This window comes from Flavobacterium sp. ARAG 55.4 (genome assembly GCF_051846875.1).
Classification (GTDB): Bacteria; Bacteroidota; Bacteroidia; order Flavobacteriales; family Flavobacteriaceae; genus Flavobacterium; species Flavobacterium plantiphilum.
In genome coordinates this window covers 1-25,751 of sequence record NZ_JBPYCT010000022.1, presented here as the reverse complement: position 1 = coordinate 25,751, position 25,751 = coordinate 1, and the positions used below count along the sequence as shown (strand labels likewise).

The window sequence follows — 25,751 nt, the reverse complement described above, 5'->3', positions numbered from 1 at the left end:
TTATCAACGCTTATTTTATCTTCTAAACTACACACTTGTAGCTGATGGCGGGAAATTCCTTGGATATGTTGCATTTTAAAAATACGATTTTTCTGTCTATAAAAGAAATAAAATACTATATTTGTTGGATAGATTGTGGCGTTTCACAGTCTGACGTTGGCAGTAATTTTAAAAATCCGAATGAGAAAGACATTTATCTTATTATTTACATTATTTTTAGTCTCTTGTAGTTCAGAATTTAAAGTGGTTGAAAAACCAACTGAATATTCTGAAATAATAAAACGGAGACAAATAGTTGGTGCTAAATTTTCAGAAAATGGAGATTGTTTTATGTGCTTACAAAATGTTAAAAGATTTACTCCAAGTCTTGAGGAAATAAAAAATGCGGAAAATATATTGCGGAAAAATATTCGAAAAACTAATTCAAAGAAAATCAATCAAGCAAATGGCTGTCCAATAATTCATAAAAACTTAAACATTTACAGAAGACAATATTGGGGCTATTATAACGAAAAGAATGAAAAAATAATTTATGTAACTTTTAATAAAAACAAACTAAAACTTATCGAAAAGATTAAAGGTTTTAGAAAAGATGAAAGCGATAATTGGAAAAAAGAAAGAGAAAGTTGGTTTGATGGTTGTAGTAATCATTGGGAAATAAAAATTAACTTAGCAACAAAAGAATTATTTGAGCTTGGAATTAACGGAATCGGATAGAAAAAACTACTGCCAACCGCCATTTTGAGCTAGCTGGAATTTAGTGGAATTACCGTTTCGCATCAAGTTTTCGTTAAGCCGAAAATTGAGCGGTTACGAACTTCCAGCCATCTCCCACTGGCGCTCGTTTGCAACGAGTGACTACCTACTTCAATAAACAAATCAAAGCGTTTGTAACGCGAATCACTTCAACCAAAATAATTAAAAAAACAAAACATGAAAAAGAATCTATTTTTACTCCTTGGGCTTTGTTGCTTTACAATGATGTCCTTTACAATAAATGAGATCATTGATTATCTGTCTGTAGGCTCAGAATTGAGTTTTAACAGTGAAAAATATGATTTAGCCTGGAGTTCACATCCAAATGCAACCTATTATAAACAGGAATACTTGCGAAAATCAGATAAACTGGAGAAATACGAAAAAATGATGATGGTAGAAGCCATTAAAACCACTTTGAATCCTGATAATGTATGCCAAATGAAAATTAATGAGCTAACAAACATCAAAAAGCTCAATCCTATAGTTAATTTTAAGCAAATACAGGTACCAAATCAAAACGACAAAATTCTTTCGTTTACTATTAGCGGAGGAAATATTCTGGAATGGAATGTTTACAGATACCAGCAACAGCAAATTGGAAATGAAAACATGATTATTCTATATTGCTATTCGTATAGAAATTATGCTTCGACCAAAGGAGATGTAACCAAGTTCCTGGACTATGTTAAGAATAATGAAAACAAAATGATTACAACCATCACTGAAACCAAAATACCAAAAGTTAAAGTGAAATAGTAGTATATTATTGTCGAATTACTTAATGAGATCCTTCCTTCGTCAGGATGACAAGTTTGCGGTAAAAATTACTTTATAAATAACACTCCAACTGACGCTAATTTTTAACGAGTGCCTGCAAAATTTAAATATTTCCACAACCAAGCACCAGAATTCCGGAATAGTTATCCATTATCCTGTTCGGATTTAAAACAGTTTCCAATGTGTGGGAACGGAACAAAAAACACTGGAACTAACATTATCAATATGTTATCTTAGAATTATACAATACTTCATAGTAATTATGTAATAGAAAAAACAGGAACTAAAACTACCTTTATCATCCAACTATAAAATGAAAAAGTTATGGATAAGAAAATGTATCATTATGCTACAGTCAGCAAAGCATTAGAGGAACTAAACAATAAAGGATATACGGTAGATTTCAATGTTCAGGAGTCCAAAATAATAAACAATCCCAATGATTTTGAAATTCAGCATATCTATCGTTATGAAGGAGAATCAGATCCGGGTGATGAGGCCACTGTATTTGGAATAGAATCAAAATCGGGAGAAAAAGGAGTCTTTGTCGCGGGCCTAAATGCCTATACCGAAAATAGTGCTGCTATGATTTTAAATGATTTGAGCACAAAGGGAAAAGACGATTAATTTTGTACCAAAGCTATTTGCGCTCCAGTAAAACATTATGACAAAACCAATCTTCTACACTCCGGATTGGTTTTTTTTATACCTGAAACTCAAAAGTTTTTTAGCTAAAAAAATATCTTTTTCCCGAATTAAACAATACTTTTGACTGCTCAACCCAACTGTTTTTAAAAGAATGAAAAGAATAATGCTGCTCTTTTTTATACTGCATCTTTTTACCCATTGCAGCACTGTTAAAAAAAATAATGCCCATTTACAGCAATTAATTGTACCAAATCAACTTAAAAAAGATGTTGATTTCACCTATAGAAAATTAAAAAATCTCCATCCAAACCTCTACTATTATACCAATAAAGAGAAACTTGATTATACATTTGACAGCCTAAAAGCTACTATTACAACACCGTTAAAACCTCTTGAATTTTACAAAAAAATAAGTCCGGTTGTTGCGACCATCCGTCAGGGTCATACCTATGTTTTAGCTCCGGAAAAAGCATATTCGAAAAAAGAAACCAAAGCCATTATTAAAAAAGGAACCGGACCTTTTTCTCAATTTGATTTTTCATTTTATAACAATAAACTGTATGTTATCAAAAACAAATCGTACAATACAACAATAACAGCCGGCACCGAAGTAGTTTCTGTAAATGGCATACATCCTCAGGATCTTATTAGGGAATACGACCAATTCTATACTTCCGATGGTTTTAACAAGACACTTAAAACCAATTGGGCAGCAAAACGGTTTGTTGCTGCTTTCACAACAGAATTTGGTATAAAAGACAGTCTTAATTATACTTTTAAATTAAATGACAGTATCAAAACCATAACTATCAGCAGGTTTAAAAAAGACAGTAATGGTAAAAAAGACAACAAAAAGTCATCAAAAACAACTCCGGTAAGTTCAAAAAACCAACACGTTTTAAAAAGAAAAAAACGAATCAACGGCTACGATAAAACAACAAAAACTTTTATAAGAAGCCTGGATTTTTTTTCAAAAGACAGCAGTGTCGCAATTTTAAAAATTAAAGCTTTTAAAAAAGGAAATTACCATCGTTTTTATAAAAATAGTTTTGCTGCCATACAGAAAAAAAATGTCGAAACGCTCATTATCGATTTAAGAAATAATGGTGGTGGCAGACTCTCAGAAATAATCAGCCTGTACTCTTATCTTGCCGATTCTACTTTTGTTTTCTTAAAAAACTCAGAAGTGGTTTCACGAGCGAGTCTGTTTGAGGGTGCATATTTTAATAACAGTTCTGTGGCTGAAAAAGCCGTCAAGACGCTATTTTCTCCTTTTGCTTATGGCTATCTGCTCTTTACTGTTCAGAAAGATAAAGAGGGTAAAAACTATTTTGCTACCGAAACTAAACCGCATAAAATCCATAAAAACGCTTTTAGCGGACAACTTTATGTTTTGATTAATGGCGGGAGTTTTTCGGCTTCCAGTATTCTTTCTTCCCATTTAAAAGGTTCAAAAAGAGCCACTTTTATCGGAGAAGAAACAGGAGGAGATTATAACGGTACTGTTGCCGGATTTATGCCTGTACTCCAACTCCCGCATTCGAAACTGAAAGTCAGAATGGGAATCATGAGTATGAAACCAACTTATCAAACAAATGTACACGGACATGGGATTTATCCTGATATTTTAATAATTCCAACATTAGAAGATCAGATTAAGGAAAAAGACGCCGTACTTGATTGGCTGAAGAAGGAGTTAATCCCATAGAAAATACTGCCTGAAATGTTATTAACACCTGTTTTTTTACCCTAAAACTTATCGTTATCCTTCTTAAAATCACTACCTTAGTAGTATAATTTTTAAACACCGCAATATGAACAATGTAAAAGAATTAAATAAATGGGCCAATGCGCACACTTATTTCACTTTGGATTTAGTACGAATTGCACTGGGAGTGTTCTTATTCGTTAAAGGAGTTCATTTCATTACTAATATTCCCTATTTAGTAGATTTGATTTCTCCTGTAGACAAAATTGGAGGAGGAATGTTTCTCGTTCATTACATTACACCTGCACACATGATTGGAGGTATAATGATTGCTTTTGGTTTACTGACCCGATGGGCAATTATTGCACAACTACCCATATTAATTGGTGCGATACTAATTAATTTTATGGGAGAAATGCACTCAGAAAGTCTGTTACTTGCTTTAGCTACTTTGGCTGTTTGTTTATTTTTTCTGGTTTACGGCAGTGGAAAACACTCTGCAGATTATTATTTTAAAATGTATCAGTAATGTAATATTGAAAAATTAGCATACAACTAATAGCTTACATTATTTATAACATCAAAGCCCGATATAGACATCGGGCTTTTTTTTGTTTTTTATATCCCGAATTTCACGATTACGTATATCCAACTAGTTCATCAGCATTAAATCCTCAACATTACTTAGTACGCATAAGTGAATATAAAACATTAAAAAACAACACATTAAAATTATTTTATGCTTTTACACCTGTTTTTTACTGTCTAATAAAATAAAAGTTTCTGGTTTAAAAAGTTAGTTTTTATTGCGCAAGACGTTAACCATAAGTAGAATTACGTAAGTATGTTTGCAATATAATAATTCAACAAAACAAATTTTAAAACCAAATAATCATGAAATTACTCAAAACATTTTCTTTATCAGTACTAGGCCTTATGGGTACTGCAGCAATGGCACAGGAATTTAGTTCAGATATTCAAATCAGACCGCGATATGAATATACGAACGGTTTTGGAACCTTACTTACACCTGCTACAAGTCATACTTCTTTTGTTGGACAACGTACCAGAATCAACCTTAACTATGGAGATACAAAACTAAAAGTAAAAGTAGCTTTGCAAAATGTTCGCACCTGGGGAAATGTAAATACTCTTGGAAATATGTCAACTGATAAAAACGGAGTAGCACTTTATGAAGGATGGGCTCAATACAGTTTTACTGAGCAATGGAGTACTAAAATAGGTCGTCAGATGATCGCTTATGATAATCAAAGAATCATCGGAGGTTTAGACTGGGCAAATCAGGGACGTAGTTTTGATGCCGCATTAATCAAATACAAAGGAGAAAAAAGCCTTTTAGATTTAGGATTTGCTTTAAATGCTGATTCAGAAGCTAAAGTTGCTCCTTCTGCTCCATTTACAACCGATTTTAAAGACATGCAATATGCCTGGTATCATACCAGTATTAAAAAGCTAGGGGTTAGTTTATTAGCCTTAAATCTTGGAAGAGAATATCAAAAATCACCTTCAGAAATAGAAAACAGTTATTCTCAGACATTCGGAACTTACATGAACTATATGGGAAAGAAACTTGCATTTGATTTTAGTTTCTACGGACAAACCGGAAAAATAGGAGCCAATAAGGTTTCGGCTTATGAAGCAGCAGCCAACTTAGGCTATGCTTTTGCTCCAAAATTTAAAGCAACTTTAGGATATGAATTTTTATCCGGAAAAGACCAGACCGCTACTTCGACAATGGTTAAATCTTTCAATCCAGTATTTGGTACAAACCATGCTTTCAACGGTTTTATGGATTATTTCTATGTAGGAAACCATGCTAACTCTGTGGGATTGCAGGATGTATCATTAAAATTAGATTTCCCAATCCAAAAAGTAAACCTGTCTGTTGCTCCTCATTTATTTTATACTGCAAATGAATTGGCTGCAACTGATGATAAATATCTGGGAACTGAAATAGATTTAACAGCTGTTTACAAAGCGACTAAAGATATTACACTAGTTGCCGGATATTCACAAATGTTTGCTTCAGATGCAATGGTTGCTCTTAAAGGAGTAACCGGGCTAAAAGATACTACTAACAACTGGGCTTACTTAATGGTAAACATCAACCCGCAAATATTCTCAGTAAAAAAATAATTGAAACCATAACTTAAGAACATTTCACATGAAAAAAATAGCATTAAGATTATCGATGATTCTTTTAACAACCTTAAGTGTTGTTAGCTGTAAAAAGGACGTAAAAAAAGAAGCCGGAACCGAAACAGCAAGCGCTTCTAAAACTGAAAAATTAACTTTGGAAAAACCTCAGGTAACATTGGGTTTTATCAAACTAACTGATATGGCTCCATTGGCTATAGCCAAAGAAAAAGGATTTTTTGAAGACGAAGGTTTGTTTGTAACTCTGGAAGCACAATCAAACTGGAAAAATGTATTAGACCGAGTGATTGACGAACAAATTGACGGTTCGCATATGCTTGCCGGACAACCTATCGCTGCTGCAGTTGGTTTTGGAAGACAAGCCAAATTAGTTACAACTTTCTCTATGGATCTGAACGGAAATGGTATTACAGTTTCTAACGATGTTTGGTCAAAAATGAAACCAGGAATCCCTTTGAAAGACGGAAAACCGGTTCACCCAATCAGCGCAAGTGCTTTGTTACCGGTAATCAAAGAATACAAAACAGCTAACAAACCATTCAAAATGGGTATGGTATTCCCGGTATCAACACACAATTACCAATTGAGATATTGGCTGGCTGCAGGAGGAATCAACCCGGGTCAGTATACAAAAGACAACGTACAAGGAAACATTAATTCAGATGTATTACTTTCAGTAACGCCTCCACCACAAATGCCGGCAACTCTTGAAGCAGGAACTATCAACGGATACTGTGTAGGTGAACCCTGGAACCAACAAGCAGTTGCTAAAGGAATTGGAGTTCCGGTTATCACTTCAAGCGACATCTGGAAAAATCACCCGGAAAAAGTATTCGTAATGACAGAAGCTTTTATCAAGAAAAATCCAAATACTGCCATTGCTATTACTAAAGCCTTAATCAGAGCAGGAAAATGGTTAGATGATCCAAAAAACAGAGCTGAAGCGGTTAAAATCCTTTCAAGTCCGGCTTATGTAGGTGCTGACGAAAATGTGTTGAAAAACTCAATGACAGGAACATTCGAATATGAAAAAGGAGACAAACGTGATGAACCAGACTTTAACGTATTCTTCAAATACAATGCTACTTACCCATTCTACTCTGACGGTATCTGGTATATGACTCAAATGAGACGTTGGGGACAAATTACAGAGCCACAATCAGCGGAATGGTATGCTTCAAAAATCAAAGAAGTTTACAAACCTGAAATCTGGACTAAAGCTGCTGAATTATTGGTTAAAGAAGGAAACTTAGATCAGGCTGATATCCCAACAACTGACGGTTATAAACCAGCTACTAACGAATTTATTGACGGTATTACGTATGATGGTAAAAAACCATTGGAATACTTAAAAGGTCTGAAAATAGGTAATCAAAACTAATAAAAATTCATAATGTGGGGGCTGTTTTCAGGACAGTCTCTGCATTATTTAAAACAAAAACACCTTTGAGTTTCAAAAACACAAAAACTCAATTTTATATTTCTTAATTAAAAAGTTTAAAAAGGATTTTACAAAATCATACTTTTTTAAACACTTTTAAACCAACATTATTAAATACAAGCATTATGAAAACAATGACAATAAAAACGGTGAAATTTATAGGATTAGGTTATTTAGAACCTCTTATTCGAATGATTGCAGGGGAAGAAGTGAAAAAAAATGCAAAAGATGTATTCAAAAGAATATTTATTCCTTTACTTTCTGTTTTTCTTTTTATCCTTTTATGGCAATCATTTTCAGATTATTTAAATAATGTTGAATCAGAAATGAAAATTGAAAAAGCGTTAAAAGATCAGGGACCTGAAGCGGCCAAAAAACTGGAAGAATGTATTGCTTCCGGAGATATAAGCTGCCGCCCAAATTCTTTACCTTCTCCAATAATGGTGGTAGGTGCTTTAGGAAAATTATGGGATGATCACTTGCTGTTATCAGCTAAAAAATCAGATTTTATCCAACAATATACTGCTATGAACGAAGAGCGTTTGGCAAAAGGAGAAACCGAAATTAAATATACCGGAAGACCTTCATTTGTAGATCAGATCTTCACCAGTTTAAAAACCGTATTTGCCGGATTTTTATTGTCCATCATTATTGCTATCCCAATGGGAATCCTGTTAGGTTTAAGTGAAACATTAAGAACTTCGTTCAACTGGATTGTTCAAATTTTCAAACCGGTATCACCAGTAGTTTGGTTGTTATTAGTTTCGATGATTGTAAAAACCATTTTAGCTAATGTAGATGTTGAAAAATCATTTGTAATCTCCTTTATCAGTGTGGGATTGTGTTCTATGTGGGCAACCTTAGTAAATACCAGCGCCGGAGTTTCCTCAGTAGATAAAGACTACATTAATGTTGCCAGAGTGTTACAACTTGGAACCTACAGCAAGATTTTCAAAATCATTTTACCTTCTTCTTTCCCAATGATTTTCACAGGATTAAGAATTACCCTTTCGGTAGCCTGGATGGTATTGATCGCTATCGAATTATTGGCGCAAAGCCCAGGATTAGGTTCTTTTGTTTGGGAAGAATTCCAAAATGGTTCCAGTGATTCCAATTCGAAAATTATTGTTGCCATGTTTGTAATTGGTTTAATCGGATTTATGCTGGATCGCATCATGATGATTTTCCAAAAATTACTAACCTTCAATAATTAAAGTAACTAAGACGCTAAGTTACTGAGACACTAAGAATCTCAGCAACTTAGAACCTATGAACCTAAAAACTAAAAGAAATGGCTTATTTAGAACTTAAAAACGTTTGTAAATCATACGGTGAAGGAAAAAACAAAACAGAAGTTTTAAGAAACATCAATTTGAAAATTGAAGAAGGAGAGTTTGTTGCCATCGTTGGATTTACCGGAAGTGGAAAAACCACCTTAATCAATTTGATAGCAGGCTTAATAGAACCGGATTCCGGTCAGGTACTTTTCAAAGGAAAACCTATTGAGGGAACCAGTCACGAAAGAGGGATTATTTTTCAAAACTACTCTTTACTTCCCTGGTTAACGGTTTATGACAATATAGCGATGGCGGTTAAAACCGTTTTTCCAAACTGGAAACCCAAAGAAGTCGAAGAACATGTTAATAGTTTTATTACCAAAGTAAATCTTTCACATGCCGCTCATAAAAAACCAAAAGAACTTTCAGGCGGAATGCGTCAGCGTGTAGCGGTAGCCAGAACCTTAGCTATGAAACCGGAGTTGATTTTAATGGACGAACCATTAGGGGCATTGGATGCTTTGACCAGAGGAAATTTGCAGGAAGAAATTTTGAATATCTGGAGCGAAGACAAACGTACTGCCTTACTGATTACAAATGATGTTGACGAAGGTGTTTTTATGGCCGACAAAGTAATTCCGCTTCGTCCGGGACCAAAAGCCACTCTGGGACCTGAATTTGACATTAAAATTGAACGACCAAGAAATAAAATCGATTTGAATCATAATGATAATTTCAAAAAATTAAGAAACGGAATTATCGAATACCTGATGGAAATAGGCGCTGAAAGAACCGCCGGACAGCAAGTGAACACTTACGAATTACCGGATTTAGTTCCGATGCAATTCAGTTAATTTTTTAAATATAAAAGTGATTAAAGCTAAAACCTGAATAAAACGTAGAGCATGTTTAAGTCCAAATATATTTTTTGCTGTCAGTCTGAGCCTGTCGAAGACTCCTTTTAGATAGTAAAAAACACTTCGACAAGCTCAGTGTGACACAAATAAGCTAATGACTTATATGTAACCTTTTTAAAGAAAAAACATCATGACAGAAACGATATTAAATACCCAAACAGTCCCTCTGGATCCGGCAGGTTTTGAAAAATACATGTTGGAAATAAACAATCTAAAAAAGGTCTATCCTACTCCAACCGGTGATTTTGTTGTATTGGAAAACTTAAATTTAAAAATCAAAGAGGGTGAATTTATTTCCATCATCGGACATTCAGGTTGTGGAAAAACCACCTTACTTTCGATGATTGCCGGTTTAAATCCTATTTCAGGAGGCCAAATCGTTTTGAACGGCTCCCCTATCACCGGACCGGGACCAGACAGAGGGATTATTTTCCAATCTCCAAGTTTATTACCCTGGATGAGTGCATTAGAAAATGTAGCTCTGGGAGTAGATAAAGTTTTTGCTTATGCAACCAAAAAACAACGTATTGACATTTGTAAATACTATTTGAGCAAAGTGGGATTAGACGGGGCTTTTGACAAAAAAGCCAAAGACCTTTCGCAAGGAATGAAACAAAGAGTTGGTATCGCGCGAGCTCTGGCTTTAAAACCTCAAATTTTATTACTGGATGAACCTTTCGGAATGTTAGATTCTCTAACCCGAGGCGAATTGCAAGACGTTCTATTAGAAGTTTTAAACAAAGAAAAAACAACCGGAATCATGATTACACACGATGTGGATGAATCCATTTTCCTTGCGGATCGTGTGATTATGATGACCTCAGGACCGAGAGCGCAAATTGGTGACATCTTAGACATCAATTACGAAAGACCCCGAAATAGAAAAGCTATCCTCGAACATCCTACTTATTATGACAACAGAGAACATTTGATTAATTTTCTGGAACATTAATATCAGCATTTTAAATAGCCCCCACAATTTTACTTTAGTTATTTTTACTTAAAAATCGAAGCCTCAAAACTTCGATTTTTTTTATGCCTTTTCCAAATGAAATGAGTATTCTTGCACGAAATAAACAACCACAGATTGCTTTGCCTGTTCGCTATTGCTCGGGTCGCAAATTGGTTTAGTTTAAAATACCAATAATTCACGAATTTAATTTGTTTAATTTGTGAATTCGTGGCAAGTCTTTATTTTATAACTCTAACTATTGTGAACTAAAAAATGAACATCGAAGAACTCGTAGGCAAATTCCAAATTACAGGCAGCAATCAGGATGCCGAAAACCACCAATACAAAGGAACACTTTCTTTAAGTTTAGACCACAACAAAAGAATCAAAGCCCAATGGTTCATCAATAACGAACAGCTTCAAACCGGCAGCGGGTTTTTCAGAGATAATATTTTGGTGATCAATTTCAAATACCTGGGCGAAGACAATAAAACCTTCAAAGGTGTAGTCGTGTATCGTTGTATTTCTAAAGATTTATTGGATGGTTTTTGGTCTGAAAAACACGGGGATCCATTATATCTGGGAACTGAACGTTGTTTTAGGATTAGTGATGTCGTAAATTAAAAACGTAATTGCTTTTGTGTGTAAGAAATATTTTTATTTTTGTATTGTGTGTTTAAAAATTATACGCAACAACAGAAATCAATATAGGCGCATAACATACTAATTAAGCATAAAAAATGTTTAATTTATGTGCATATTTACAAGTTAGTACCAATTCCTCACGAAAGCATGAATAAGGTTGTTTTTTATTCTAAAGAAGATTTATCAGCAGGACAAAATTTATCCATTGCAGAGAATATACTTGATACATTAGACAGTAGAACATTCTCAAACATAAACGAAATAATTGAAATTTATAATATCAAATTATTCTTTGATAATGAAATTTATCTTCTAAAATGGACTGAAACAGAAACAGAAAATTATTCTCAAAAAATAAAAAATGGATGGAAAGTTGTATTAAAATCATTCATAGATTGGGTTACGGAGAATGGCTTAAGCAAATTCCATCTTATTGAATTTGATTATACAAAACATTTCTGGGATATAGTCGAAAGACTAAAACTATATAAACAAATCGATAAAACAGATTTTAAAAAATTAATCTTCAAAGAGAGATTTTTTATAAATGAAATTTTACACCAAAAAAATTTAGTTCAATTTTTTAAAACTGAAATTAAAGAGTATTTTCTCGAAAAGAAAAATTCAGCAGAAATTCTCCTATCCCATTTTGAACAGGAACATCTCACTAAACAAGCAGAACTCTATTTTCCAAAATCTCTAACAGATGATATAAAAGAGTTAATCATTTTAAATTATTTAGATTATGAGCAAGCAAACATAAATTATGTTAGGCTAATAGTGAAATCTAGAAATATTAAACTATTAGATAAGACAAAACTTAAAGCAAAAAAGCTTTCAGAAAAATTGAATGAAGAAATATTTACGAAAGGTTCGGGTTGGAAAAACACCATTGAATTATCAATATCTAAAGACCAAATTGAGCCAAAGATTTTTTCATCAAAAGAAAATAAATCTATTTATTCATACAGCGAAAAAATACTAATATCTGATTTCTCACCTGAAACAATCATGGGAAACTTTGCAGCATTATTTGAATTTGTCGATCAATATGGTTGTATTAATTTAGTAACTAAAAACTATGAAATAGACACGTTTGAAAACGTCATATCTACAAAGTCTAAAAATGAATATTTCATCAGTTCAACTTTTCATTTTAAGAATATGCTTTCTCAAATGCAATTTGAGGTTTACACACATTTACTTAAATCAAAAAACATATACATTGAAAATGTCCTAGGGCAAATTATAAATACATTAATAAAGGCGGACTTTAAAATTGATGGTTTTAAAATTATCATACCAAATCAGCAGTCTACAATTTTAGAAAAAATTAGGATGGTAGCGCCTGAAATTGAATCATTACTAAGACAATTCAATAGTTATACAGAAGAAGGGCATATAGATTTTGAATTAATTCAATTCAGTACTTCACAACTACATATTGGAGAAATCAAAAGCCTTGTAAATAGAAAATATGTTTATGTTGATAATATAGAAATTACGAGAGCAATTAATTGTTTTTTTAGCAATAGTAGTGTTTTATACTCCGAACCTTATATAGGAAAATACAAGAATTTATTCTTACTTCTTTCAACTGAAAATGTTGTATACAATACGCTTTTAGATATTGACCGCCAAAAAATAGACTTTTTAATTGAAAGGGAATATTTATTTATCAATGAACAAAATATTCTAAAAATAAAAAATCTTAACAAAGTTTACATTTTAGCAATTCTAAGAAATCACGAAGTAATATCTTATTGGTATCAACCTAAAGACATAAGAGATGAAATAGATTTAATGATTAAAAACAAGAGTTTATGTAATGAACACAAACTATTTACAAAAGAAGAAAATCGATATATTAATTTTCATTTAAATAAAAAATTCACTAATGGTTTAGATTTACGAAATAAATATATGCATGGAACCAACAGTTTCTCTGAAGAGCAACAAGAATATGATTATAAAATATTACTTAAAATCTTTTTGTTAATTACTTTGAAAATTATTGATGATTTATATATCTATTCAGCAAAAAGAAACTGGTGCTAACATCCGTTTCAAAAAGCAAAATTCCCCAGCTAGCGCAAGCGTCTCGCTTGTGCCAGTAATATAAAAAATCAAGTTAAAATTTAATTTGAAAACCATGAGAAAAGTAATTGCAGCCATCAACATGACCCTTGATGGGATTTGTGACCATACCGCAGGGATTCCTGATGAAGCTTTACACAAGCATTATGAGGAACTTTTAGATCAGGCAGGAGTTATATTGTATGGTCGTATCACTTACCAACTGATGCAATACTGGCAAACACTGCTCAAAAACCCTTCCGGTGAGAAATCAATGGACGATTTTGCTGGGGCTATTGACAGAATTCCTAAAATTGTTTTTTCGAATACCTTAAAAAATACCGATTGGAACACAGCAAAACTTGCTTCAAACGAAATTGAAAAGGAAGTTATAGCGCTCAAACAACAATCGGGTAAAGACATATTAGTGGGCAGCAGGAGTTTGATTATTCAGTTGTTCAACCTTAATTTGGTTGATGAGTTCCAAATTTGCATTCACCCGATGATAGAAGGAAAAGGGCTTCCGTTATTTGATCAAATAAAAGACAGGCAATTTTTTAAACTTTTAAAAACTAAAACCTTTGCATCAGGCGCCATCATTCTGTATTACGAGCCGATAAAACAATAAATCAGAAACAGCAACATTTCAAAAAAGCACACATTTTAAGTATTTGGGTAAATAAAATTGCGTTTAAAGCCCTAACTTTCATTGAACTTAAAAAATGAAATTATGGAAAACATGGGCAAATCAAATTATAAAAAAATGCTTTTAATGCTAATCCTTTCTTTTATAATCATGTATGCTGTGATGTTTTTAAATGTCGATAAACTAAATCACATCTATTTTAGTTACACCAGAACTTATATGTCATTATTAATGGTTACGCCAATGGCTTTACTGATGATTTTATTGATGCCAGCGATGTATCCTAACAAAAAAACCAACAAAATAATTTCAGTTTCGGCCATTGTTGTTTTTGTTTTTGCATTGACAGCTTTAAGAAGTCAGGCTTTTATAAGCGATGCACAATATATGAAAGCAATGATTCCGCACCACTCTTCTGCGATATTGACCAGTAAAAATGCAAATATCCGGGATCCTGAAGTCCGACAGCTTTCGGATAGTATTATAAAATCTCAGGAAGAAGAAATCAGCCAAATGAAATCTATCTTAAAAAGGATACAGTAAGCAAAAAAGGTTTTCTGTGTTGCATTCTAAAAAACATCAGACCGTTTAAATTAATTTTTAAACGGTTTTTTTCTTTTTTATTCCATAATTTATTTGAAATTCGGTCTCTATAATAGCACGGCTTCTCCCCTTTTTATAGGATAGAATCAGAAAACATGCTATTCGTCCAAATTATTTTTTGAATTAATAAATGTTTTTTTGCCTAAAAAAAAGAGAAATAACATTATTTTAGATTTCTTTTGTGATTTCAACAAAGTGATAAAATTATCACACAAAAATACGTATTAATACTTAATTAATACTTACTTTTACATTTCAAAAGTACCATTAGATAGATACTTGGAAAAAGATTTCGCAATAAAAAAATACAGAGGCTAATGCAAAATTCAGAAATCAAAACTACGTGTTCGTATTGTGGAGTAGGATGCGGAATCATTGTAAGCAAAGATCCCGGCAATGGTGTTACAGTAAAAGGAGATAAAGACCACCCTGTAAACAGAGGAATGCTGTGTTCAAAAGGAATGAACCTGCACTATGTAGCCAACGATACTTCTGACAGAATCCTTTATCCTGAAATGCGCTGGAGCAAATCGCACCCTATGGAACGGGTGAGCTGGGACGAGAGTCTGGATCGTGCTGCAGCCGTATTTTCTTCCATCATAAAAAAACACGGACCTGACAGTGTGGGATTTTATATCTCCGGACAATGCCTGACAGAAGAATATTATCTGGTTAACAAACTGGTAAAAGGATTTTTGAAAACCAATAACATCGATACTAATTCACGCCTTTGTATGAGTTCGGCTGTTGCGGGTTACAAAAAAACCTTTGGTGAAGATTCTGTTCCCATTGCTTATGATGATATTGAACTGGCAGATACCTTTTTAATCACAGGAGCTAATCCTGCCTGGTGCCACCCTATTCTGTTCAGACGTTTAGAGCAACACCGTGAGAAAAACCCAAAAGTTAAAGTCATTGTTATCGATCCCCGAAAAACAGATACCGCTTTAACGGCCGACTTACATTTACAAATTCTTCCCGGAAGTGATATTATTTTATACCACGCTCTGGCAAAACGAATTATAGAAAAGGGCTATACCGATAACGATTTTATCAGAAAACATACCGAAAATTTTAATGCGTATAAGGATTTAGTTTTAGGAACTTCTTTAGAGAAAGCTTCTCAATTATGCGGGATTTCTATTAAAGAAATTGATCTGGCAGTTGATTTAATAGGCAAAGCCGAAGGTTTCCTGTCCCTTTGGGCGATGGGACTAAATCAAAGTGCTGTGGGTGTGGATAAAAACACCGCATTGCTTAATATTTCATTGTTAACCGGACATGTAGGAAAACCGGGATCAGGACCTTTTTCATTAACTGGTCAGCCTAATGCTATGGGCGGACGCGAAGTGGGCGGAATGGCTAATTTGCTTGCGGTACACAGAGAACTGGCTAATCCCGAACACCGTCAGGAAGTGGCTGATTTTTGGGGCGTAGACAGCATTTCAGAAAAACCGGGACTGACCGCAACAGAAATGTTTGATGCTTTAGAATCCGGAAAAATGAAAGCCGTTTGGATTATCTGTACCAACCCAATGGTGAGTTTACCGGATTCCCGAAGAGTCGAGAAAGCCCTGCAAAATGCCAAATTTGTTGTTGTTCAGGAAATCTCACACAACTCCGATACCGCAAAATTTGCCGATTTACTGCTTCCTGCTGCCGGATGGTTAGAGAAAGAAGGAACCATGACCAACTCGGAAAGACGAATTTCTTATTTACCAAAAGGTATAAATGCTCCCGGAGAAGCACTTCCGGATATTGAAATTCTTTGCCGTTTTGCCAAAAAAATGGGATTCAATGGTTTTAATTTCAATACCGCCGAAGAAGTTTACAAGGAGTATTGCCAAATGACAAAAAATACAAATATTGATATTTCTTACCTTAATTATAACCGCTTAAAATACGAAGGTACTTTTCAATGGCCGGTTCCTGATTACGGACATCCGGGAACACCACGCCTTTTTACCGATAAAAAGTTCTATACTCCGTCTCAGAAAGCCATTTTTAATCTGCCTGCTGTTATTGAAAACACCTCGGAAAAACCAAACGATAAATTTCCTTTTATCCTTACCACAGGCCGTATCAGAGATCAATGGCATACGATGACAAAAACCGGAAAAGTAGCCCGCTTACTTTCTCATATTCCAAATCCTTTATTAGAAATCAATCCTATTGATGCTTTTAAAACAGGAATTGAAAATGGAGATATTGTGGTGGTAAGCAGTAAAAACGGAGAGGTTCGGGTAAAAGCGAATGTTACAGATACCATCAAGGAAGGTGTAGTTTTTTTACCAATGCACTGGGGAAAACAATTAGAAAACGATTTAAACAGAGCCAATAACTTAACCAATACGGTTGTTGATCCCGTTTCTAAAGAACCTGATTTTAAATTTACTTCAGTTGCTGTAAAAAAATACGAAAAGCCATTTCAGAAAATTGCCATTGTGGGCGCCGGAGCTGCTGCTTTCCGTTTTATTCAAAATTACCGGGAACTCAACACCACTGATGAAATTATTGTTTTTTCAAATGAGGCTAATCCGTTTTACAATCGGGTGCTTTTACCGGAATATGTAACCAATGAATTGTCCTGGGAAAGTTTATTAAAAATAAGAAATGATGATGTTTTAAGTAAATTAAATATTACTTTAAAACCATCTGTAGGAATTGAAAATATTAATGCTTCGGCAAAAATTATTACAGACAGCAAAGGTAGGACACATACTTTTGACCGTTTAATTCTGGCAACAGGGAGCCGTCCATTTGTTCCTGAAAATGCTCAGTTGCATCTTCCGGGACGTTTTACAATGCGTAAAAAAGAAGACGCTGACAAATTAAAGAATTACTTAGATCAGACTAATTTAGCTCCGGAAGATCAGCATGTGGTCATTGTAGGTGGTGGTTTATTAGGATTAGAATTGGCAGCAGCCTTAAAACACAAAAAGGTAAAAATCACCATTATTCAAAGAGCATCGCGATTAATGGAGCGTCAGTTAGACCGAATTTCCTGTAAATTATTAGCCGAAGAAGTACAGCTTCGGGATATTCAGATCTATTTTGATAATGAAGTCAGCACTGTTTTTGAATCTGATAATGATAACGAACTTGAAATTGCATTAAAAAGTGGTCGAATATTAACGGCAAATGCTATTGTATATGCCATTGGAACCATTCCGAATATTGAAATTGCCAAAGAATCCGGGATTGCCTGCGGACGTGGCGTGAAAGTAAATCAATATCTGCAAACCTCAAATCCGGATATTTTTGCCATTGGAGAAATTGCTGAATTTAACGGAAAGCTATTCGGAATTACTTCTGCCGCTGAGGAACAAGCTGATATTCTGGCTAACTATTTAGCAGGTGATATCAGCAGTTATTACAAAGGTTCGGTATTAATGAATATTCTGAAACTGGAGGATATTAATCTTTGCAGTATTGGTGAACTGGCCATTCCTGAAAATGATGACAGCTATGAAGAAATTGTCTTTGCCGATTTAAAAAAACGGTATTACAAAAAATGTATTGTAAAAGACGATTTGTTAGTAGGTGCTATTCTGATGGGCGACAAAAATGAATTTGCCGAATTCAAAACCATGATTGAGAGCAAAATTGAATTATCAGATAAACGAAATCAATTATTAAGAGGCAGCAGTGCCTCTGCCAAACCGGTAATAGGTAAATTAGTATGCTCCTGCAGTCAGGTAGGAAGCGGAAATATTGAAGAAGCTGTAAAAGCAGGTACCACTAATTTTACCGAATTGTGCAAATCAACCGGAGCCGGATTAGGCTGCGGAAGCTGTAAAACTGAAGTAAAAGAGATATTAGCAAAATGTAAATAAGTTGAAGAGTACTTAGTACCTAGTCCCTAGTTTTTCAAACTGCTAAGGACTAAAAACTAAGGACTAATGACTAAAAAACAAGAACATGGAATTAACCCGATTAATAGTAAAAGGAGGCGTTATCTCACCAGGTGAATTACGTAGTATTGTCAACATGAGCTTGGCACAAGGACTTAAAACCATTTCTTTTGGTTCCAGACAGGATATTATTTTCCCAAATGGGTTTGAATATTCGGAAACAGAAAACAATGGTAAATTCCATATTGTATATCCTAATGAACAAAGTGGAAATAATATCGTTTCTTCTTATGTATCTACTGATATTTTTAGAAATACTGCCTGGTTAACAGGTAATAAATTCTTGTACGTTTTAGAACAATTTAAAGATCAGCCTGCTTTAAAAGTAAATATAACCGACCCAAAGCAACAGTTAGTTCCTTTGTTTACCGGACATATTAATTTTATTGCTTCAGAGCACGAGGATTATTGGTATTTATATATTCGTTTGCCTAACTGGCAGCGTATGGAAGTCTATCCGGTATTAATTTACAGCTGGGATATTGCTAAAATTTACTATGAAATTGAACGTCTTGCAAACGAAGAATCCATCGGAATCGACATGATTTTTAATCTTGTAAGTGAAAATTTAGATACTAATAACCGTACTATCGATAAAGCACTCAATATTCCTTTTTACCCGTTTCCGTATTATGAAGGAATGAACCGACTGGGGATTGATCAGTACTGGCTGGGATTGTATTGGAGAAATAATCTGTATGATTTGGAATTTCTAAAAGAAATGTGTGATTTGTGTTTTGACTGTAAAATTGGAAAAATATGCATTACCTCCTGGAAATCCTTTATCATAAAAGGAATTCCGAAAGACCGAAAACTGGACTGGGAGAAATTCCTCGGAAAAAACGGAATCAATGTAAGACATTCTCTTTTAGAATTAAATTGGCACCTTCCCGTAGCAACTGAATGGTCTCTGAACCTGAAAACTTTTCTGGTACGAACACTCGATCAATTTGACATCAGTACTTACGGACTTACTTTTGGGATATCAGATTACAATCGTGAAGGACATTATTTTACGTCTATTGTTATTGAAAAAAATAATTTGCCAAAAGATTTAGAATCAATCAAAATCCGGGATACTTATAATGTATTATACGCCAGACATTTTGATCCGAACACGAGAGAATATATTATTCACACACAGGATATTGACAAACTGGAATTACCAGGGATCCTAATTGAGCTCAGTAAAAAATACTTTAACGAGTTGGGAAATAATACACCAATGGAGCATAACAATTCGGCTGCTGTTACGAAAAAGGAAAAACAGGAACAGGATGTATATCAATGTGCTGAATGCCTGACTATTTACAATTCAGATTATGGTGATATAGTTCAGGGAATTGAAAAAGGTGTTTTATTTGAAAATTTACCTGACAGCTATTGTTGTTCCTTATGTGAGGCACCCAAATCTAATTTTGTACTTTTAACAGCTGAAAAACAAGACATCTAAAACAACACTATCACTAAAATTAAAAGAATATGAATACCGAATATAAAACCGTTGATTCTTCTAAAATAACAATTTCGGAATTGATGTTGCCTTCGCACACAAATTTCAGTGGGAAAATCCATGGTGGTTATATTTTATCTTTAATGGATCAAATTGCTTTTGCCTGTGGCTCTAAATTTTCAGGTAATTACTGTGTAACTGCTTCTGTGGATACAGTGAACTTTTTAAAACCTATTGAAGTGGGAGAATTAGTCACTATGAAAGCCAGTGTGAATTATGTGGGAAACAGTTCTATGGTGGTAGGCATTCGGGTAGAAGCTGAAAACATCCAGACTGGTGTTATTAAACATTGCAACTCATCTTATTTTACAATGGTTGCCAAAGATAAAACAGGTAAAAATGTGGCTGTTCCGGGTTTGATTTTGACAACACTTAAAGAAGTGAGTCGTTTTCAAAACGCATTGAGACAAATTGCCTTGAAAAAAGAAAAAGAATACCAAAAAACCATTGCATCTTTTGGTTCAATTGAATCGATATTAAAGTCTAATAATTATAAAGTTAAAGTCGATTTTGAAAAATAATATATTGACTATAAACCCGGTTGTTTTTTAAAACAGCCAAATCTGTAAACATCATCTAAAAACGAAAAAAGCACAGTATCTACTGTGCTTTTTGTATTTGTATTATTCTGTAATCAGATAAATTCCATCTTCCTTAATTTCAATGAGTTTTTCTTTGTACAAAGCTCCAATCGCTTTTTTAAAAGTCTTTTTACTCATTTTAAGTACTGTTTTAATATCTTCCGGATGCGAATTATCGTTTAATCGTAAAAAGCCCCGACTCGCCCTTAATTCGTCTAAAATTTTATCGGCATTCGGTTCAATACTTTCATATCCCTGTTTTTGCAGCGAAACATCGATTTTATTGTCAGGACGAATATTTTTAATAAAACCTCGCATTCTGTCACCGGTACGAATACTGTCATCATAAACCTCATCTTTATACAAAAGACCTTTATGTTTTTCATTTATAATTACATTGATTCCAATTTCGGTAATATGTGAAACAATCAGTTCTACTTCCTCTCCTTTTTCAACCGTAAGTGATTCGTTATTAAGAAACTGATTCGTCTTACTTGAAGCAACTAATCGGTTGGTTTTTTCGTCCATATAAAGATAAACTAAATAGCGTTTTCCTTTTTCCATTGGTCTGGCCTGTTCTTTAAACGGGACCAAAATGTCTTTTTCCATTCCCCAATCCATAAAGGCACCTACCTGATTGATGTAATTCACACGTAAAAGCGCAAATTCGTTCAATAATATATAAGGTTCTAATGTGGTAGCCACAGGACGTTGTTCGTGATCTAAATACACAAAAACAATCAGTTCTTCTCCTATTTCAAATTCGTTAGGGACATATTTATTAGGCAGCAGTACATCGTGAATTCCTTCAGGATCTTTTTCGGGATTACCCAAAAACAAACCTACTTTAGTATCACGTAATATGGTTAAGCTATTGTATTTTCCTATTTCAAGCATTTTCTTCAATTTTCTAAGTCGCAAAGGTACTAAGAAATTATTACGCAAAGTTTCCCAAAGAGAGACAAAGTTGCGCAAAGTGATAATTAGCTTAAAATAACTTGAAATTTATAGTAAGGTAAAGAAAAAATAAACCGCAGATTCACAAATTATATAATCTGTAAATCGGCGGTAAATTGTTATTAAATTTTATTTATATACTTTGCGAAAGCTTTGTAAACTTAGCGGTTAAATTATTTTATCACCAATGTCACATCATCTATTAAACACTGTGCATTAGCCGTTCCGTCAGCATAAAATCCGATAGTAATTTTTCCTTTTTTTACATTAATATCAGAGATACTAATACTTGTCCAGGAAGTATTCTCTTTTTCAATAGCAACTTTATAATCCACTCCACCAGTATTGGCAGTCATCATAAGTTCCTTAAAACCACTGCTGTTTTTAACTCTCGCTGTTAAAGTATAAACACCATCTTTTAAAGCCACATAAGGAGAAGAACTTATTTGTTGTGTAATTTCTCTTGTAAAATCGACTGTATCGTTAATATTCAGACTCTTTTCACCTATTACTTCTTTACGGTCCTCTTCAGTATTAAAATAATTCAGTTGTGGCGAAATTTCGCTTTTTACTGCAATCGGATTTCCCTTAATTACTACCGTTTTCCATCCTAATAATTGCTCCTGAACAGGCTTAACATCGCTGGGTATTTTATTTCTGTCTGCTTCAAAGCTGCCGTTTTTTACGTAATTATTATCTGCTGCTACATTCCAATTCCCGGTTTTTTCATCCAGATTCCACGAACTTAACGAATTAAAATAAGGCTTATGTCCGTCAAAAGAAAGCGGTACCCATTGGTTGTATCCCAAACCATTCCCTGCAAAATCAGACCAGCGATCCCCACAATAAATGACTGTTTCTTTATCATTACGTTTTATGGTATAAAAAAATCCTGTTTGCGTTACATGCGCATAATCCTCAGCAGAACCTTCCATAATTTCCATTTCATTTGCCGGCAAATAAGGTCCTCTGATATTATCTGAAACTAAATAATAGGCAAAAGAGGAATCCCATCCATAAATATTTGAAGCCGCCATGTAGTATTTGTTTTTGTATTTAAACATACAATTTCCTTCTCTGCTCGCTCCCTTAAAGATTTGTGTACAATCTAAAATAGTGACCTTTCCGTCTTTCACGCCTATTTCAGAAACATAAATTTTATTACGTCCTTTTCCGTAAGAATAAATCAGATAAGATTTTCCATCCTCATCGGTAAAAACGGTTTGATCACCGGTATTTGATGTTCCAATTATGGGTTCCATATTTATTTTATGATGCCAGCTAAAATCTCCTGCAGGCGAATCAGCCAGAGTGACCAAAACCTGATTACCGTGCTGCACAAACATAGCGTACTTATTGATTTCCTTAACATAAGCAACTCCTAAACGTCCTACCCAGGTTCTCCAGGATTGAGGAGTTTCAGAGGTATTAGTTAAAACATCTCTCTCAAAAGTCCAGTTTACTAAGTCCGTAGAACTATAACAGCTCACCGACTTAAAAGAACAATGATCGTATTTTTTTACAGGATTCTTTCTGTACTTCTCCGCCTCTTCATAATGCACGCCATACCAATAATATTTTTCAATTCCTGTTTGTGGATCTGGAAACCTGAAAATACCTCCACCCTGACTGTAAATAGGTCTCCCCTCTTGGGTATCCCAAAATACATCATTCTTAATATTTTTATTCTGTGCTGATAAATCGACAGAACAAAACAAAAAGAAGATTCCAATACATAAAAGCTGATAATGTAATCTAATAGCAATAGTCATTTATCGTAATTTAAAGGGGTTGAAAGGCTAAAATAAATTAGAAAAAACAAGAAATCATCCTGTACTGTACTGAAAATAAAACAATCTAATTTTTAACAGTATAAAAAATCTTTCTAACTACAGGAATTCCGCTACCGGTAATCCCTTCCATAGTTACTTTTACTTTGGTTTCTACCCTTGTATTAAAATAATTTACAGTGGCATTTCCCGTTTTATCTGGATGCACATAAGGATTCCAATAAATAGTATTTCTAACTGCTGTAGTTTTATCCAGTTCCGGATTTGGTTTTTCAGGATCTGGAGAGTAAAAAACTCTTGCGGTATAAAAACCTTCTAATTCTTGTTTAATAGCTTGGGAATTTTCTTTTACCCTATTACCTGTATTAGGTTTTGTATAAATAGCAATAACCCCATTTTTCCCTTCATCTCCAAAAAACAAAGTGGCTTGTGATCCTTTTATTGCATCTATTTTTACAACATCACTTGGTTGAATGAGATCAATCCAGGATGATGTTTCATATTGCTGAATTACACGTCCATCTACGATAAAAATAGGTCCATTCTCAAAACGCTGAAAACGAACTGAATTACCATCAGAAATAACTCCAGGAATTTTTTGTGAAATAAGATCATAAATATCGATAAATGTGACTGCACTTTCATCTGCGACATAAGTATTATCAGCAAACCCATAATTTCCATAATTAGCAACTATATCATCCTTCTTTTTAGTAGTAGCAGTAATAACAACCTCTTTTAAAATATTCTCTGGTTTTACTCCAAAAGCGGTAAATTTCTTCAACACATTATCAGCAAATAAATTATCTGTAGCAGAAAAATCGATTATTTCTTTTTTTAATTTAACATCTATTGGAGCTTGCTCAATTGAGTCCAAAACTATTTCTCCTCTGAATTTTCCTTTTTCATCCCTGGTATTCAAATACATATTTGTTTTCCCTGAGAATAATAGGTTTTCAAATTGAAAGCGACCAATAGAATCTGTAACTGTGTTAAAAATATTTCTATTCTTTTTACTCATTAAAGCCAATGTCAAATTATTATTTACCAATGGTTTGTCAGCAAAAAGTTGTTTCACTTTTCCTGATATCGTGATTCCTTTTTCTACTTTGTAATTAGCAGTTTCATCAATTTTTGGAATTGTTTTCCAAACAAAATCACGCCAGCCTTGGGTTAGTAATAAATTATCTAAATGCTCTAATCGTTTTGGATTAGTAGCATCAAAATAATAAGAAGGATTATAGACTTTTCCTCGAATATCAGATTCCATCAGAAAATACGAACAGATGTTGGATTCAAAATTATCTTCTTCTACTCCGTTCGTATCGGTAACACTCAATGAAAAACTGGCTGATTTTCCTTCTCCAGATTTTGATTTTGAACTTATGCTTATTATTGCTTTCTCATTAGGTTGATAAGATGATTTATCTGTTGAAAGTTCAACTTCTAAATCATGTTCTTTTTCAATGTAAATTAATCGCTCGCTTTGTGGCTTATTATTGTTGTCGAATAGTGTAATCTGACTAATACCTTCCGGTATTTTTCCTTTTGTTAATTCAAAAGATAAACTCGTTTCGTTTAAAGTTTGTGTGGTTTCCAAATACGAGATTCCTTTTGCTTTGCAAACTACAGTAAGTGCTGCATTCGAATTTTGAGATAAAGTAGGTTGGTTAGTAGTGATGCTGATAATATTTCTTCCTTTAATTGTTCTGAAACTGATTAAATACCCTTGCTGAATAACATTTGGTAATTCTGTTTTTAATTCTTCTCCGGATAGCGATTTAATTTTAGCATAATATTTTTTGTCTTTTACCGGTAATATTTGAAATTTCCCCATGCCATCGTGAACACTTTCAAAAGCTGTTACTAATTCGTTATCCGAATCGTAAATTTCACCTTTAATATCTGTTGGTTTTCCGTTACTATCAACTGCTTTAAAACCAACAACACTGGCTACATTCTCTAAAAATGAACCGCCTTCCGGGAAAAAATCAACTTTAGGAGAATTTTGTTTGGCGACTTCCCTATTCGATTTTTGAGTTTCCAAAACCGATTTTTGGGCAACTTTTGTGTTTTCTTTCGACTCAAAAATATCGAAAATTTCAATCTCTTTTTTAAACACAAAGTCTTCTCCAAAATTCCGATTCCAATTGGTATAAGCTCTTAATTGATACTTTCCGGGTTTTACGCCCAGAGAATCCTGCAATTGAAAATCACCGTGACCTAAACCCATTTCTAAATTGGTTTTATTTCGGGCAATGATTTTAGCTTCAGATGAAATTAATTCTACATATAAAATGTTGCTGTTATCAAAAAGTAAGTTATTTGAAGCTCTTACATTATAAGCTTTGTACCATAAATCTTCACCT

The 25,751-nt window shown here is 33.8% G+C and carries 20 protein-coding genes; 17 read left to right on the top strand and 3 right to left on the bottom strand.

Features of this window, described 5'->3' with window-relative positions:
• The first annotated feature begins 180 nt into the window (after positions 1–180).
• From ACSV4D_RS17590 to ACSV4D_RS17510, 17 genes are all read left to right on the top strand, one after another.
• Complete coding sequence (locus ACSV4D_RS17590) at positions 181–717, top strand: hypothetical protein (RefSeq protein WP_439229299.1); 537 nt, start codon at positions 181–183, stop codon at positions 715–717.
• A 216-nt stretch (positions 718–933) separates the two neighbouring features.
• Complete coding sequence (locus ACSV4D_RS17585; RefSeq protein ID WP_439229298.1) at positions 934–1,515, top strand: hypothetical protein; 582 nt, start codon at positions 934–936, stop codon at positions 1,513–1,515.
• A 345-nt stretch (positions 1,516–1,860) separates the two neighbouring features.
• Positions 1,861–2,163, top strand: coding sequence for a hypothetical protein (locus tag ACSV4D_RS17580; protein WP_408079203.1), 303 nt, complete (start codon positions 1,861–1,863; stop codon positions 2,161–2,163).
• 172 nt (positions 2,164–2,335) lie between these two features.
• The gene (locus tag ACSV4D_RS17575) at positions 2,336–3,892 is read left to right on the top strand and encodes a S41 family peptidase (RefSeq protein WP_439229297.1); all 1,557 of its coding nucleotides are present in this window, start codon (positions 2,336–2,338) and stop codon (positions 3,890–3,892) included.
• 106 nt (positions 3,893–3,998) lie between these two features.
• A complete protein-coding gene (locus ACSV4D_RS17570; protein ID WP_439229296.1) occupies positions 3,999–4,421 on the top strand; it encodes a DoxX family protein in 423 nt (140 codons plus the stop codon).
• 365 nt (positions 4,422–4,786) lie between these two features.
• Complete coding sequence (locus ACSV4D_RS17565; protein ID WP_439229295.1) at positions 4,787–6,049, top strand: alginate export family protein; 1,263 nt, start codon at positions 4,787–4,789, stop codon at positions 6,047–6,049.
• A 28-nt stretch (positions 6,050–6,077) separates the two neighbouring features.
• Complete coding sequence (locus ACSV4D_RS17560) at positions 6,078–7,451, top strand: CmpA/NrtA family ABC transporter substrate-binding protein (RefSeq protein WP_408079195.1); 1,374 nt, start codon at positions 6,078–6,080, stop codon at positions 7,449–7,451.
• Positions 7,452–7,636: 185 nt separating this feature from the next.
• The gene (locus ACSV4D_RS17555; protein ID WP_439229294.1) at positions 7,637–8,725 is read left to right on the top strand and encodes an ABC transporter permease; all 1,089 of its coding nucleotides are present in this window, start codon (positions 7,637–7,639) and stop codon (positions 8,723–8,725) included.
• 77 nt (positions 8,726–8,802) lie between these two features.
• Positions 8,803–9,642 (top strand): ABC transporter ATP-binding protein, encoded by an 840-nt coding sequence (locus ACSV4D_RS17550; RefSeq protein ID WP_439229293.1) that lies wholly within the window; start codon positions 8,803–8,805, stop codon positions 9,640–9,642.
• 193 nt (positions 9,643–9,835) lie between these two features.
• Positions 9,836–10,657 (top strand): ABC transporter ATP-binding protein, encoded by an 822-nt coding sequence (locus ACSV4D_RS17545; protein ID WP_408079189.1) that lies wholly within the window; start codon positions 9,836–9,838, stop codon positions 10,655–10,657.
• Between the two features lie 273 nt (positions 10,658–10,930).
• Positions 10,931–11,281: a hypothetical protein gene (locus ACSV4D_RS17540; RefSeq protein WP_408079187.1), complete on the top strand. Its 351-nt coding sequence runs from the start codon at positions 10,931–10,933 to the stop codon at positions 11,279–11,281.
• A 168-nt stretch (positions 11,282–11,449) separates the two neighbouring features.
• A complete protein-coding gene (locus ACSV4D_RS17535) occupies positions 11,450–13,360 on the top strand; it encodes a hypothetical protein (protein WP_439229292.1) in 1,911 nt (636 codons plus the stop codon).
• A 94-nt stretch (positions 13,361–13,454) separates the two neighbouring features.
• A complete protein-coding gene (locus ACSV4D_RS17530) occupies positions 13,455–14,006 on the top strand; it encodes a dihydrofolate reductase family protein (protein ID WP_439229291.1) in 552 nt (183 codons plus the stop codon).
• Between the two features lie 102 nt (positions 14,007–14,108).
• A complete protein-coding gene (locus ACSV4D_RS17525; RefSeq protein WP_408079181.1) occupies positions 14,109–14,567 on the top strand; it encodes a DUF305 domain-containing protein in 459 nt (152 codons plus the stop codon).
• A 377-nt stretch (positions 14,568–14,944) separates the two neighbouring features.
• A complete protein-coding gene (locus ACSV4D_RS17520; RefSeq protein WP_439229290.1) occupies positions 14,945–18,463 on the top strand; it encodes a molybdopterin-dependent oxidoreductase in 3,519 nt (1,172 codons plus the stop codon).
• A gap of 85 nt (positions 18,464–18,548) precedes the next feature.
• Positions 18,549–19,994 carry a rubredoxin gene (locus ACSV4D_RS17515; RefSeq protein ID WP_408079177.1) on the top strand — a complete coding sequence of 482 codons (1,446 nt, stop codon included), beginning with the start codon at positions 18,549–18,551 and terminating at the stop codon, positions 19,992–19,994.
• Positions 19,995–20,023: 29 nt separating this feature from the next.
• Positions 20,024–20,575 (top strand): acyl-CoA thioesterase, encoded by a 552-nt coding sequence (locus tag ACSV4D_RS17510; protein WP_408079175.1) that lies wholly within the window; start codon positions 20,024–20,026, stop codon positions 20,573–20,575.
• A 102-nt stretch (positions 20,576–20,677) separates the two neighbouring features.
• Here ACSV4D_RS17510 and ACSV4D_RS17505 read toward each other — a convergent pair whose 3' ends face one another.
• From ACSV4D_RS17505 to ACSV4D_RS17495, 3 genes are all read right to left on the bottom strand, one after another.
• On the bottom strand, positions 20,678–21,532 hold the full coding sequence (locus ACSV4D_RS17505) for a CvfB family protein (RefSeq protein ID WP_408079173.1): 855 nt from the start codon (positions 21,530–21,532) through the stop codon (positions 20,678–20,680).
• Positions 21,533–21,765: 233 nt separating this feature from the next.
• Entirely contained in the window at positions 21,766–23,364 is a 1,599-nt protein-coding gene (locus ACSV4D_RS17500; RefSeq protein ID WP_439229289.1) for a family 43 glycosylhydrolase, read from the bottom strand.
• Positions 23,365–23,449: 85 nt separating this feature from the next.
• Positions 23,450–25,751 (bottom strand): hypothetical protein (locus ACSV4D_RS17495; protein ID WP_439229288.1); only part of this gene is annotated, 2,302 nt, incomplete at its 5' end.